This window comes from Shewanella sp. FDAARGOS_354 (assembly GCF_002209245.2).
Lineage (GTDB): Bacteria > Pseudomonadota > Gammaproteobacteria > Enterobacterales > Shewanellaceae > Shewanella > Shewanella xiamenensis.
In genome coordinates, this window is sequence record NZ_CP022089.2 from 430022 (window position 1) to 442948 (window position 12927).

11 protein-coding genes are annotated in these 12927 nt (G+C 44.5%); 7 read left to right on the forward strand and 4 right to left on the reverse strand.

Features of this window, described 5'->3' with window-relative positions; genetic code table 11:
- Nucleotides 1-86: 86 nt before the first annotated feature.
- The 6 genes from ligA (at nucleotide 87) to CEQ32_RS02030 (ending at nucleotide 5425) form a co-directional block, all read left to right on the forward strand.
- On the forward strand, nucleotides 87-2156 hold the full coding sequence (gene ligA / locus CEQ32_RS02005; protein ID WP_088585432.1) for an NAD-dependent DNA ligase LigA: 2070 nt from the start codon (nucleotides 87-89) through the stop codon (nucleotides 2154-2156).
- Nucleotides 2157-2317: 161 nt separating this feature from the next.
- Complete coding sequence (gene pdxH, locus CEQ32_RS02010; protein WP_047535211.1) at nucleotides 2318-2956, forward strand: pyridoxamine 5'-phosphate oxidase; 639 nt, start codon at nucleotides 2318-2320, stop codon at nucleotides 2954-2956.
- 18 nt (nucleotides 2957-2974) lie between these two features.
- Entirely contained in the window at nucleotides 2975-3430 is a 456-nt protein-coding gene (locus tag CEQ32_RS02015) for a YaiI/YqxD family protein (RefSeq protein WP_055648128.1), read from the forward strand.
- Between the two features lie 148 nt (nucleotides 3431-3578).
- A complete protein-coding gene (locus CEQ32_RS02020) occupies nucleotides 3579-4154 on the forward strand; it encodes a YceI family protein (protein ID WP_088586934.1) in 576 nt (191 codons plus the stop codon).
- A 171-nt stretch (nucleotides 4155-4325) separates the two neighbouring features.
- Complete coding sequence (locus tag CEQ32_RS02025) at nucleotides 4326-4682, forward strand: DUF3802 family protein (RefSeq protein WP_037419846.1); 357 nt, start codon at nucleotides 4326-4328, stop codon at nucleotides 4680-4682.
- A 362-nt stretch (nucleotides 4683-5044) separates the two neighbouring features.
- Nucleotides 5045-5425, forward strand: coding sequence for an STAS/SEC14 domain-containing protein (locus CEQ32_RS02030; protein WP_037426761.1), 381 nt, complete (start codon nucleotides 5045-5047; stop codon nucleotides 5423-5425).
- A gap of 148 nt (nucleotides 5426-5573) precedes the next feature.
- On the opposite strand, the gene CEQ32_RS02035 is transcribed toward CEQ32_RS02030, so the two are convergent.
- The 4 genes from CEQ32_RS02035 to nhaB form a co-directional block, all read right to left on the reverse strand.
- The gene (locus tag CEQ32_RS02035) at nucleotides 5574-6776 is read right to left on the reverse strand and encodes an IS256-like element ISSod4 family transposase (RefSeq protein WP_032482388.1); all 1203 of its coding nucleotides are present in this window, start codon (nucleotides 6774-6776) and stop codon (nucleotides 5574-5576) included.
- Complete coding sequence (locus CEQ32_RS02040; protein WP_088585433.1) at nucleotides 6773-9412, reverse strand: cache domain-containing protein; 2640 nt, start codon at nucleotides 9410-9412, stop codon at nucleotides 6773-6775. The genes CEQ32_RS02035 and CEQ32_RS02040 overlap by 4 nt, the downstream gene beginning before the upstream one ends.
- Nucleotides 9413-9568: 156 nt before the next feature.
- The gene (gene dsbB / locus CEQ32_RS02045) at nucleotides 9569-10096 is read right to left on the reverse strand and encodes a disulfide bond formation protein DsbB (protein ID WP_037426767.1); all 528 of its coding nucleotides are present in this window, start codon (nucleotides 10094-10096) and stop codon (nucleotides 9569-9571) included.
- Nucleotides 10097-10191: 95 nt separating this feature from the next.
- Nucleotides 10192-11793 carry a sodium/proton antiporter NhaB gene (gene nhaB, locus CEQ32_RS02050; RefSeq protein ID WP_037419860.1) on the reverse strand — a complete coding sequence of 534 codons (1602 nt, stop codon included), beginning with the start codon at nucleotides 11791-11793 and terminating at the stop codon, nucleotides 10192-10194.
- Nucleotides 11794-12095: 302 nt separating this feature from the next.
- On the opposite strand from nhaB, the gene fadR reads away from it, so the two are divergent.
- The gene (gene fadR / locus CEQ32_RS02055) at nucleotides 12096-12821 is read left to right on the forward strand and encodes a fatty acid metabolism transcriptional regulator FadR (RefSeq protein WP_037419862.1); all 726 of its coding nucleotides are present in this window, start codon (nucleotides 12096-12098) and stop codon (nucleotides 12819-12821) included.
- Nucleotides 12822-12927 lie beyond the last annotated feature (106 nt).

Below are 12927 nucleotides of genomic sequence, written 5' to 3' on the forward strand. Positions count from 1 at the left end.
AGACCGCGGTGATGGACAGATGGGGCCGCTAAATGCGGCCTCATTTTTTGCAACTTTTTGATGCTTAAGAATTCTGGATAATGAATATGCAAGACATTCAACTCGATAAACGCCTATCTGAACTGCTTTCACAAGCTGTTACGTCGGAAAATGCGCAGCCATTGATGCAGGCGCTCTGCCAATCTCTGAATGAACACAATATTCGTTATTATGTCGACGATGCGCCAAGCATTACTGACTCAGAATACGACAGATTAATGCAGCGGCTGAAACAGCTTGAGGCCGAGTATCCTCAGTTTGTTGCTGCCGATTCGCCCACCCAAAGAGTGGGCGGCATGGCGCTGGCAAAGTTTGAACAAATTACTCACCTTAAACCCATGTTAAGTCTTGATAATGCCTTCGATGAGGTGGACTTTAGCGCATTTCATAAGCGTGTCAGCGACAGAGTGGGGCAAGTGAGTTTTTGCTGTGAGCCGAAACTCGATGGTTTGGCGGTGAGTATTTTGTATCGCAATGGGGTGCTTGAACGCGCCGCGACCCGTGGCGATGGCACTGTGGGTGAGGATATTACTGAAAACGTTAAAACCATTAAGTCGATTCCGCTCAAACTGCGCGGTGACAACTATCCCGAATTGGTTGAAGTGCGCGGCGAAGCCTTTATGCCCAAGGCGGCATTTGAGGCGCTAAATGAGCGTGCACGCTTAAAGGATGAAAAACTGTTTGTGAATCCGCGTAATGCGGCAGCGGGCAGCTTACGTCAGCTCGACAGTAAAATTACCGCGTCACGGGCGCTGTCTTTTTATGCCTACGCCTTAGGTGTGGTGGAGCCGACTTCCCACGAGTTAGCTAAGACGCATTATGAGCAATTGCAGCAACTTAAATCATGGGGGCTACCAGTCAGTAGCGAGATCAAAGTCTGCGACGAACTCAGCCAAGTCTTTGCCTACTATCAAGATATATTGACTCGCCGCAGCGATTTACCCTTTGAAATCGATGGTGTGGTAATGAAGGTGAACGATATCGCCCAGCAGCAAACCTTAGGGTTTGTGGCCAAATCACCCCGTTGGGCGATTGCCTATAAATTCCCCGCGCAGGAAGAAATGACCCTGCTCGAAGGCGTAGATTTTCAAGTGGGCCGCACTGGCGCGGTGACTCCTGTTGCGCGCCTAAAACCTGTGTTTGTCGGCGGCGTGACGGTATCGAACGCCACTTTGCACAATGCCGATGAAATCGAGCGTTTAGGTGTGATGGTGGGCGATACCGTGATTATCCGCCGCGCCGGCGATGTGATCCCGCAAATTGTGGCCATAGTGCCAGAGCGTCGCCCTGAAGATGCTAAGGCGATTGCCTTCCCACAACATTGCCCCGTTTGTGGCAGTTTGGTTGAGCGATTAGAAGGTGAGGCCGTGGCGCGTTGTAGCGGCGGCTTATTCTGTGAGGCCCAGCGTAAAGAGGCGATCAAACATTTTGCCTCCCGCAAGGCATTAGATATCGACGGCATGGGCGATAAAATTGTTGAGCAGTTGATTGATAAGGAGTTGGTTCAAAGCTCGGCGGACTTATTTAAACTCACCGCCTCTATGATGACTATGCTGGACCGTATGGGAATGAAGTCGGCCACCAATCTCGCGCTGGCGATTGAAGCGGCTAAAACCACGACTTTGCCTCGTTTCCTCTATGCCTTAGGCATTCGAGAGGTGGGGGAGGCCACGGCGGCGAACCTTGCGACTCACTTTGGTAGTCTAGAGGCACTGCGCGTAGCTACCATTGAGCAACTCATTCAAGTTGAAGATATTGGTGAAGTCGTTGCCCAGCACGTAGCGCATTTCTTTGCTCAGCCCCATAACCTAGAGGTGATCGATGCTTTGATTGCGGCTGGTGTCAACTGGCCTGCGATTGCAGCGCCAAGTGCCGATGAGCAGCCATTGAAAGGGCAGACTTGGGTGTTAACGGGTACCTTAAATCAACTCAACCGTAACGATGCTAAGGCGCAGTTACAGGCCTTAGGCGCCAAAGTAGCGGGCAGTGTATCGAAAAATACCGATTGTTTAGTGGCGGGCGAAGCAGCGGGTTCTAAGCTTTCCAAAGCGCAGGAGCTTGGCGTGAAGGTGATTGGCGAAGACGAATTGCTCGCGCTGCTCGCTGCCAATACCTAATGCGAGTTTGATTTGATGAGTAAAACGCCTTGCTTAGCAAGGCGTTTTTGTTGAGGGTTCATCTTGGTTGGGCGCGGTTTTCTGGCGGAGCCATGATAAACTTGATCTATCCGCAGATTGCACAGATAGCAATCATTGTGCGCTTATAAAAAGGAAAACCTATGACAGATCTCAGTGATATTCGCCGTGAATACACCAAAGGTGGCTTAAGACGCGCCGATTTACCCCAAAACCCGATGCAGTTATTTGAATTGTGGATGACACAAGCCAGAGATGCGCAGTTAACTGATCCTACCGCGATGTGTGTTGCCACAGTGGATGAACATGGCCAACCTTTTCAACGAATTGTACTGTTAAAGCGTTTTGATGAAACGGGGTTTGTGTTCTTCACTAACTTGGGCAGTCGCAAGGCACAGCAGATTGCGGCCAATAATAAAGTGAGTCTACATTTTCCTTGGCATCCGATTGAACGCCAAGTGTCTATTCTCGGTGAGGCGCAGCCGCTTTCTACCGCCGAAGTGCTGAAATACTTTATGACCCGCCCCAAGGATAGCCAGATTGCCGCTTGGGTGTCGCAGCAGTCGAGCAAACTGAGTGCCAGACAAGTGCTCGAAGGTAAGTTCTTTGAAATGAAAGCGAAATTTGCTAAGGGTGATGTACCATTGCCGAGCTTTTGGGGCGGTTACTTAGTTAAGCCGTCAAGTATTGAGTTTTGGCAAGGTGGAGAGCATCGCCTGCATGACCGCTTTCTCTACACTCGCCAAGCGGATGAATGGATGATTGACCGTTTAGCACCCTAATGGCTTTAGGAGCTTAATGTGGAACAGTATAAGATTTGGGTGGATGCCGATGCTTGCCCAAACCCAATTAAAGAGATTTTATTTCGTGCAGCTGAGCGAAAGGCGCTGCCGCTAGTGCTGGTGGCGAACCAAATGCTACGGGTGCCACCGTCACCGTATATCAGTCAAGTGCGTGTTGGCTCAGGCTTTGATGTGGCGGATCAATACATTGTCGACCATGTTGAGGCCACACATTTAGTCATCACTGCCGATATCCCGTTGGCGGCGCAAGTGATCGAAAAGGGCGCGCTGGCGCTCAACCCCCGCGGTGAACTCTACACCACTGACAATATTCGCCAAAAGCTTACGATGCGTGATTTTATGGAAGATTTACGTTCATCGGGTGTACATACAGGTGGACCTGATACTTTGTCTGCGGCCGATAAGCAGGCTTTTGCCAATAGTTTAGACAAATGGCTTGTGCGGGTTAAATGATAGTTCACTGGTCGCTAATCAATAAAAAGAGTATCTTTAGTGAAGCTTAGGTGATCTTTGTCACGGTTTGCTAAGTGCTGGGCAGCTTTGTACTTCATAACAAGGAGCTGCTGCTGGGTCTTACAACTCACAATTGAGGATGGATACGATGAATAAATGGATAGGAATCGCGGCATTATCGACGTTGATCAGCTTCAGCTCCGTTGCCCAATGGCAAGTGATTGAGCAGGATTCTAGGGTCAGTTTCGTGTCGGTAAAAAAAGGGGATATTGCTGAGGTTCATCATTTTAAGCAGCTAAAAGGTACTCTGAAGGATACTGGCCAATTTGAGCTAACAATTTCGCTGATAAGCGTAGCAACGGGTATTGATGTGCGTGATGAGCGTATGCAGCACTTATTGTTTGAAGTGTCACTGTATCCTGAACTTAACTTGAGTGCCCAAGTCGATAGTCAAATGCTCAAAGCGCTTGCCGTGGATGAGTCAAAGGTTGTTGACATCGAGGGCAAAATTGCCCTGCATGGAAAACAGCAAACAAAAACTTTTTCGGTAATTTTGACCAAAGTATCTGATAATAAACTGATGGTTAGTAGTTTTCAGCCGATAATTATCAATGCCAATGAATTTGGCTTGGTTGCTGGGGTTGATAAGTTGCGTGATATTGCAGGTTTATCTAGTATTAGCCAAGCCGTTCCGGTGTCGTTTGTACTAACCTTAACTCAGTAACAACAATAAGATTGGTTTAGATCAATACGTCAGCTGTTGTATTTAAGATAAGGTTATGAGGTGGCTGACGTATAATGCTCATACTGACCACTTAATGGGTGGATGTTGAGGCTTTTTAGATGTTAACAGTGTCCTTAATGGCGCTCGATTTAGTTGTTTTAAGGGTTAAAAATGGTCACAGATAAAGACGGTTACATGCATTTAATCCAGTATTTGACTGAGCATCTTGGCTTGTTCGAAACGCCTGATACCCAAAATGTGTCCGACGATACTGTGATGGAATTGTTTGAGGAACAATTATCCGCGCAGATTATTATGGTCTGTGGTCAAAATCCGTCACTCTCCTTTAGTGAGCGTAATACCATTATCCGTGAGGTCGATGCCATTGTGTATGATCTCGAGGAAATTCTCGCCTCTGTAGCCAATCATAGGGCAACACCTGAGCAAACGCTGTTTATCACTGAATTTTCAGGACTCATCAAAAATTTATTTGATCAAGAGATCGCAAAATTTCAATCCCATGCTTAATGTTTGAGGCTAGTCATCGGGTTACTCTTACTCCCATTGCTTATCGTTAGCTCTTGGGAATTGAAGTCGTGTTTTAATCCCGTTCCTTGCCTTCAGCAATTGCATATTGGTTTTTCCATCATGGCTTGTCTCTTCACGCTGGATTGATTGCCGTTGTTAGTAACAACCCTTTGTGCTCATTTTTCTGTTTTCTGTCGATATTCGCACAAAAGCCTATGTGGTTAGGGGAGATAAGCTATCACTCTGCTTATTTTGCTTTCCGAGCCGTAGAAAAATCACCAGTTGTTTAAGCATCTTTGCTTACAGGGTATATCTTTACTCTATAACGATATTTTTGGGTGATATACGAAGGGAGATGCATAATGTTAACCATATGTCCTAGCTATGCCGATGATTTATTAACCATTGCTGTTTCCGGTCAGGTAACGCATCAGGATATTGAAACCATTTTGTTTCCGGCCATTGAAGCAAAGTTATTGGATCATGCTTGTATTCGTTTATGGTATGAATTTAGTGCTGATTTTATGGGTGTTACAGTTGGAGCACTTTGGGACGATGCTTTACTCAGTGTGTTCCATTTCAGTGATTTCGCGCGGGTAGTGATGATTGCGGATACGCAAATGCTTGGGACTATGGTCAATACGTTAGCTTTTATGTTGCCTTGTCCGGTTAAAGTCTTTGGCGAAAATGAGCGTGTACTGGCTAAGGAATGGCTAGACGACGACAAAGTGATTGCACTGTAACAGAGAGTAACTGCTCGGATTGTTGATGCTTAATTTGTAAAGCATAGAGCCGGGCGGCAAAGAGCTGTTACACCGTAGCCAACGGCCAATAGCACTCGATTTGAGTGCCTAGATTGAGGGCGTTCAAAATTCTGTGTCAGGCTAATTTTTAAATTTCCAGCACGCTATCTAAACGTCCTTCAAAATAAATCGCTAACTGAGATAAACAAAGGCTCCAATTGTGGATTGGCATGGTCCATTTATCTGAGGCGTTTAATATGCCTGCGTAAAGTAGCTTCAACAAGCTATTTTCATTAGGAAAAGCACCTTTGGTTTTGGTGAGCTTTCTAAATTGGCGATGCACAGCCTCAACCGCATTGGTCGTGTAAATCACTTTCCTGATATGTTCTGGGTACTTAAAATAATGGGACAAATTATGCCATTTGCGACGCCAAGAGTTGATTACCAGCGGATAAGCATCACCCCATTTGGCCTCCAGTTCGTCCAATGCCATCTCTGCGGCTTCTTTACTCACGGCTCGATACACAGGCTTTAAATCAGCCATAAACGCTTTCTGATTTTTTGAGGCGACATACTTCATTGAGTTGCGGATCTGGTGGATAACACATAGCTGTGTTTCCGTATGAGGGAAGATACTGGCTATGGCCTCAGGGAAACCGGTCAAACCGTCAACACAGGCGATAAGAATATCTTTTACACCACGATTATTAAGATCGGTCAGTACGGATAGCCAGTAATTAGCGCCTTCATTTTCGGACAAGTGAAGCCCTAAAATTTCCTTTTTTCCTTTCATATTAAGCGCTAACAATGTGTAAACGGCTTTACTGACGTAACGCCCATCCTCTTTGACTTTGTAATGTATCGCATCAAGCCAAACGATAGGATAATGGCTATCTAATGGGCGCTGTTGCCACGCTTTAAGTTCGGGGATGAGTTTGTCAGTGATAGCACTGACTGTTGCGTTAGACACATTGAGCCCATACATATCTTCAACATGTTGATTAATATCGCGATAGCTCATACCTATACTGAACATCGATAACACTTTACGTTCGATTTCATCGGTTAGCGTAGTTTGATTTTTCTTAATCAACTGAGGCTCAAAGGTGCCATTGCGGTCTCTAGGCGCGTCTAACTCAAAGTTACCGGACGGATACTTAATGGTCTTAGAGGTTTTGCCATTTTTACGATTAGGCTGAGGATCATGCGCTAAATGCTGCTCAAGCTCAGCCTGGAGAGCCGCTTCAGTGAGTTGCTTGATCAGTGGACCAAGAATGCTGTCTTTACCTGTGAGGCTTTTACCTGATTGCAGATCTTTAAGGGCTTGTTCGAAGTTAAAAGGTTGGGTCATGTGTCATTCCTGTTTTTGAATATTTTACTGAAATGACACAGAATTATGAACACTACCCCTAGATTGAGTTCGCTGTTTACGATTAGCTCGCCATTTAACTCATATTTTATCCACAAATTGAGGCAGGATAGCGTTCCTGTGCATTGTCTTTGAAGTATGTCATGCCTGAGTTGCTCAAGATGAGCTGTCGAGATCCCCACACCATTATCCTGTAGCAGTATATGTAATTCATTACCTCGTTTATCGAGTTGCAACAGTATTTCGCGATGTTGATGATGCTCTTTAAATGCGTGTTGTAGAGTGTTATTAAGCAATCGATAGAAAAACTGCAAATATTGCCAAGCATTACCATCGATAATTAATAGTTCATCGCAGTTAAGATTTACTTTCACCTGTGCTTTGAGTAATTGTGGCTGTAATAGGCTGAGCAAATGTTGGAGAAACTGCGCTAAATGGAGCGGTCGTATTTCACTATGTTGATCAGTAAATAGCTGCGATATTTGTCTTAATCTTACGGCCTGTTGACTCATGAGATGCACCGCTTTAGCAGACTGGTCGACATATTCACCTTGACGAATCTGACATACTTGAGCGAGGAGGCGATCCTGCTCTTGCATCATTTGATTAATCACTTCGGCGAGGAAGTGCTGCATGAGTTTTAGACTTTGCTGTTTATTGAGGTTGAGCTGGATTTGCTGTGTAATTTCATGATTGAGCTCACCTATCTGCTCCCTCATTAAGGCGAGTTCTTGCTGGGCTAACTGAGTTTGATGTTGCTGTTCCTTTATTTGTTGCTGTTGTTGTTCTAGCAGTTTTTCTTGTGCTTTCTCTTGGCGCTTTTTGAGATCCACATTAAAGCCAATTGCACCAACGCCAATAGAATTATCTTCATCATCTCGGATATCAAACTTAGTCATCTGGTAAATAATTTCACCACGGGGAGTTGGTATTGGCTCTTCAAAATGCAGAGCATCGTGGCGATGGTTTACCCTTTGATCGTTCTGTTGGTAGAGTTGAGCGAGAGGAGCAGGGAAGAGTTCAAAATCCATGGCACCGATAATTTTTCGCCGTTCGATACCGAGTACTTCACAATATTTATGATTGACCAAGGTGTATCTGCCATTTAAGTCTTTGATATAAATGATGGTAGATGCAAAGTCTAATAAAGATCTTAATTGTTCCTTATGTCGATTTAATTCCTGTTGAACATGTTGTTGACTAAGTAACTGTTGTTCCAGTGCGAGATTGCTGGCATCTAAACTCGCCATAGCGATTTCAAGCTGTTGAGTACGCGATAAAAAAGTCTTTGCGAGTAATCCGACTTCGTCATGGCGCTCTTTGGCTTTGAGTTCGATGGAGGCAGAGTCATTGCGTTTAAGCGCTCTAACCATTTCCATTATAGGAGCCATGATTAGCCTATGTTGCAGTATGAACAAGGATATAAGGCCTAGCATTTGGATTGCGACTAAAGAAAGCCCCACCTTTTCAATCAGTTTTTTAGCGGTGTCTTGTAACGGTGCGACTGGTGTGACGACTAAAATTTTCCAATAAGTATGGGGCATGAGAAAAACAGAAACGAGTGAAGGCGCCTTTAGGACAGGATCCATTGTCAATGCGATTGAAGCGATACGTCGGGGGGTTGTGAAATGGTTTTTCGCGTTGTCATTCACAATTGCAGAGAGCATTTCTCGCTCATTATCGCTGCTTAATCGAGTGAGATTATCCATTTGCTCTTGAGTAAAAACGCGCTCAGCAATTGCTTGGTCGATAAAACTGCGATCTGCCAACTGAAGCGCTGATGCTATAGGAGTAAAAGCGTGCTCTACTTTAGCTAACGCATCAAAGCTCATTAAATGGTGTGTCGTATCAGACTGAGATTGGCGTGTATTATCACGATTAGGAAAAGCCAGTATTTGATTTTGATGGTCAATAGCCACGACATAGCCACTGACATCCAACATGGCATTGCGTAACAGCTGATTGAGTTTTTCTAGACTAATATCCGTGGTAGCTGCACCGATAAATTGGTGATCTACCCACATGGCGCTTGATGCGGTAACCATAGGTTCATGGGTTGTGGGATCGATATAGGATTTAGACCAAAAGACTTTACCTGCGGGGAAAAAACGGGTTGGTCGATACCATTCTTCAGTGTGATAACTTGGGAAGTTATCACTGTTGTAGCTGTCTATCGCAACCAACTCACCGCGAATATTGTGCGCCCAAAACAAGCTGTCACGGAACTTTTGCCGATTAAATGCGCCTGGCTCAGGCCAAATACCGCCACCAGAGATGATGTCTTTTTGACTTTCTATCGAAAGTAAAACGGGAATACTTTTACTGAGCTGTTCAGGTTCATGGCGGTAGAGCATGGCGATTTGACTAATCGCATTCACTTGATTTTCGACTTGTGAGGTCATCTCCTGCAGTTTAGCAATAATTATTTGACCGTGATTCTGATTAAGCAACGTCTGTTGCTCACTGATTTGTTGGGTCTGGATATTAAGGATGACCCAAGCAGTACTGAAAATCAGTATGCTGGCGATGATGAGTTGGAGCAAGCTGAGCTTAAACGGCAGGCTTTTTTGCCATTGGGTTAACGAGGCTTGTGGCGCAAAGATAGGCCGTTTATCCATGTTATACGGGGTCCAAATGCCGCGATCATTGAGCCAGTTTAGCTTTTTTTGATCTAATTGCCATTGGCTTAAATCAAAGTTAAGTCATAACACTAACTAAAGTTATAAATGGAGAGGCATAAAAATAAGGCAGACCTTAAGTCTGCCTATTGAAACTTATTTATAGAGTGACGGTTTATTTGAGCCGCTGAGAATTGGCACAATAAACAGTAATAACATCACTAGATAACCACTAAAGGCAACGACCATCCATTCGGCCATTGTCACTCCCATAAATTGCCATGGCACATCGGTACACATACCCGTCGGCATCATGATGGCAGGAAACCATTCATGCAGTGGCATCCAGGCTGGAAATTCGGGTAAAAACGAGCAGGTAGAAAACGGTGAGGGATTGTTTTGCATATCCACTAAGGCTAATGCTAGCTTTAGGCCCCATGTTGCGCTTATTGCCCAACCCAGTGCTCCCAAAATTCGAACGATACGGTACTTTGGCACCGTCATTCCCACAAGTCCTGCAGCCAAAATACCGAATACAGCGAGTCTTTGGTAGATACACATCACACAGGGATCTAATTTCATCACGTATTGAAAATATAAAGCGGCCGCTTCAAGGACAATCGCAGAGCCTGTCAGAATAAACCAAGATGCACGGGAATGGGCAAAGCGAGTGAATGCTGTCAAAAGTGAACTCCGTATCAACAAAAAACGCCCTTGAAGATAGGGCGTTTGTTTGACTGTACTGAACTCATAAAGTTCAGTCAACTCTGATATTTATGTTAGTGAGCTGCCGCAGGCGCTAAGGCTTCCTTAACACTGTGGTGCAAAATCGCATGGGAATCATAGAAATACTGCGTCATTTGCTCTAAGAAACCCATTTGAATCGCCATTACACCCACAACCGATAGGACGATCGTGTAAGGCAATGCCATCCATACCATTCTGCCGTAGGACAAGCGGATGAGTGGTGCAAGTGCTGATGTCAGTAAGAACAGGAATGCAGCTTGACCATTGGGTGTTGCAACTGAAGGCAAGTTAGTTCCAGTGTTAATTGCCACAGCCAACAGGTCGAATTGATCGCGGGTAATTTGACCATTAATCAAAGCCGCTTTGACTTCGTTAATGTAGACCGTCCCCACAAACACGTTATCACTGACCATAGAGAGTAAACCGTTAGCAATATAGAAAATCACTAATTGGGTATTGCCTTCGTGGTTCAGCGCCCATTGGATCACGGGAGCAAATAGTTGTTGATCAATAATCACTGCGACCACGGCAAAGAATACCGCTAACAGCGCCGTAAAGGGGAGAGCTTCTTCGAAGGCTTTTCCTAGGGCATGTTCATCGGTAATACCGTTAAACGCAGTGGCTAAAATAATCACGGATAAACCAATCAAGCCGACAGAGGCTAAATGTAACGCAAGACCTGCAATCAACCAAACCCCAATAATGGCTTGAACAATAAGCTTCATTTTATCTTTATTGGTACGACGTGCATCTTCATAGGCTGCATAGTCACAGAGGATTTTATGAACAGCATCAGGTAATTGCGCACCGTATCCAAAGATACGGAATTTTTCGACTAAGTAGCAGGTTAAGATACCAGCAATCAGGACCGGCACGGTAACTGGTGACATACGAATTGCAAACTCACCAAACTGCCAGTTAGCTTGGGCGGCAATAATTAAGTTTTGTGGTTCGCCAACCATAGTACACACGCCACCTAATGCGGTACCAACGCCTGCGTGCATCAATAGGTTACGTAAGAAGCCACGGAAGGACTCCAGCTCAGCTTCGTTGAGTTGGGCATCACCTTCCTCGTTTTTATCTTCTGAAGTATGGTCATGATCGGCAGAGAAATCTTTACCCGAGGCAACTTTGTGGTAAATAGAGTAAAAGCCCACTGCAACGGTAATAATTACTGCAATAACGGTTAAAGCATCTAAAAAGGCGGATAGGAATGCTGAAGCTAAACAAAACATTAAAGACACTAAGATTTTAGATCGGACTTTGGTGATCATCTTAGTAAACACGAATAGCAGCAGTTGCTTCATGAAGTAAATGCCAGCCACCATGAACACTAGCAATAATAACACTTCAAGGTTAGCTTCAATTTCGTGTAGCACTTGACTGGCTGAAGTCATGCCAATTGCAACCGCTTCGATGGCTAACAAACCGCCGGGTTGTAATGGATAGCATTTTAACGCCATTGCTAGGGTGAAAATAAATTCAAGCACTAATACCCAACCAGCCACAAAGGGACTGACATAGAAAAAGAGTATTGGATTGATTATTAAAAACGACAGTATTGCGATCTTGTACCACTTAGGTGAGTTACCTAAGAAGTTTCCAATAAACGCCTGACTCATTGTCATCGGCATGGCATCCTCTCTTCTAATTATGTTTTAAATTTCACAAGTTATTGTTAGTGACATATGTTTTAGGATTCAGTCTAGCCTAAAGAGAATGCTAATGTAACGAGTTACTCAAACCCAGATTTCAAAAAGCGGAGCTAATCGGCAAAATTGGTACAATTGCTATTGATTTGTGTCGATTTATTAAACATTTTTGTGACAATTGTACGCTGATGAAGCGGGGAGTTTCAGTCAATGGTTTCCATTTTTTACCGCTCTGGTATGATCAGTGACCATTATTAAAGCACAACAACTGGATAAGTGGGCTGATGATTATCAATGCCAAAGGACCTGCAAGTTTTGCAGAGAAGTATATTGTAAGATCGATTTGGGAAAATAAGTTTCCTCCAGGGTCCATTTTACCGGCTGAACGTGAGCTTTCTGAATTGATCGGCGTGACCCGGACGACGTTGCGTGAGGTGTTACAGCGTTTAGCGCGTGATGGTTGGTTGAAAATTCAACATGGCAAGCCGACTCGTGTCAATAATTTTTGGGAAACTTCGGGTCTGAATATTCTTGAGACGATTGCAGATCTCAACCCTGAGGGCTTCCCTGTACTAGTGGACCAATTACTCTCTGCTCGTACCAATGTGAGTGCAATTTATTTCCGTGGCGCACTGCGCAACAGCCCTGATACTGCGATGGAAGTATTGGCTAAAATCCATCAGTTAGAGGATACCGCTGAATCTTTTGCCGAGTATGATTATCTGTTGCATCATACGTTAGCGTTCTCATCGGGTAATCCGCTTTATGTATTGATCTTGAATGGCTTTAAGGGACTATATAGTCGAGTTGGGCGTTACTATTTTAGTAGTCCAGAGGCTCGTCAGTTGGCACTTAATTTTTATAAAGAGTTAGAACTGTTAGCGAAAGCGAAAAACTATCTCGATGTGCCTGCATTAATGCGTACCTATGGGATCAATAGTGGCAAAATGTGGCTGCAATTGCGTGATGATATGCCGTCTTCAATTGCTCAACAGGATTCGCATTCGTAGCTGACGCTGAGCATTCACTATCTGGGTGCTTGTTAAAATCAGGTCAAATAAAATATGAAAGCCGTTTTCGCTAAAACGGCTTTTTTGTATGTTGTCTTACCACTGA

Excerpts from the sequence above, each read along its gene's own strand:
- CEQ32_RS02035 (WP_032482388.1), bottom strand. The coding sequence starts at position 6,776 with ATGACCCAACCTTTTAACTTCGAACAAGCCCTTAAAGATCTGCAATCA.
- CEQ32_RS02020 (WP_088586934.1), top strand. The coding sequence starts at position 3,579 with ATGAATAAATGGATAGGAATCGCGGCATTATCGACGTTGATCAGCTTC.
- ligA (WP_088585432.1), top strand. The coding sequence starts at position 87 with ATGCAAGACATTCAACTCGATAAACGCCTATCTGAACTGCTTTCACAA.
- CEQ32_RS02025 (WP_037419846.1), top strand. The coding sequence starts at position 4,326 with ATGGTCACAGATAAAGACGGTTACATGCATTTAATCCAGTATTTGACT.
- pdxH (WP_047535211.1), top strand. The coding sequence starts at position 2,318 with ATGACAGATCTCAGTGATATTCGCCGTGAATACACCAAAGGTGGCTTA.
- nhaB (WP_037419860.1), bottom strand. The coding sequence starts at position 11,793 with ATGCCGATGACAATGAGTCAGGCGTTTATTGGAAACTTCTTAGGTAAC.
- fadR (WP_037419862.1), top strand. The coding sequence starts at position 12,096 with ATGATTATCAATGCCAAAGGACCTGCAAGTTTTGCAGAGAAGTATATT.
- CEQ32_RS02030 (WP_037426761.1), top strand. The coding sequence starts at position 5,045 with ATGTTAACCATATGTCCTAGCTATGCCGATGATTTATTAACCATTGCT.
- CEQ32_RS02040 (WP_088585433.1), bottom strand. The coding sequence starts at position 9,412 with ATGGATAAACGGCCTATCTTTGCGCCACAAGCCTCGTTAACCCAATGG.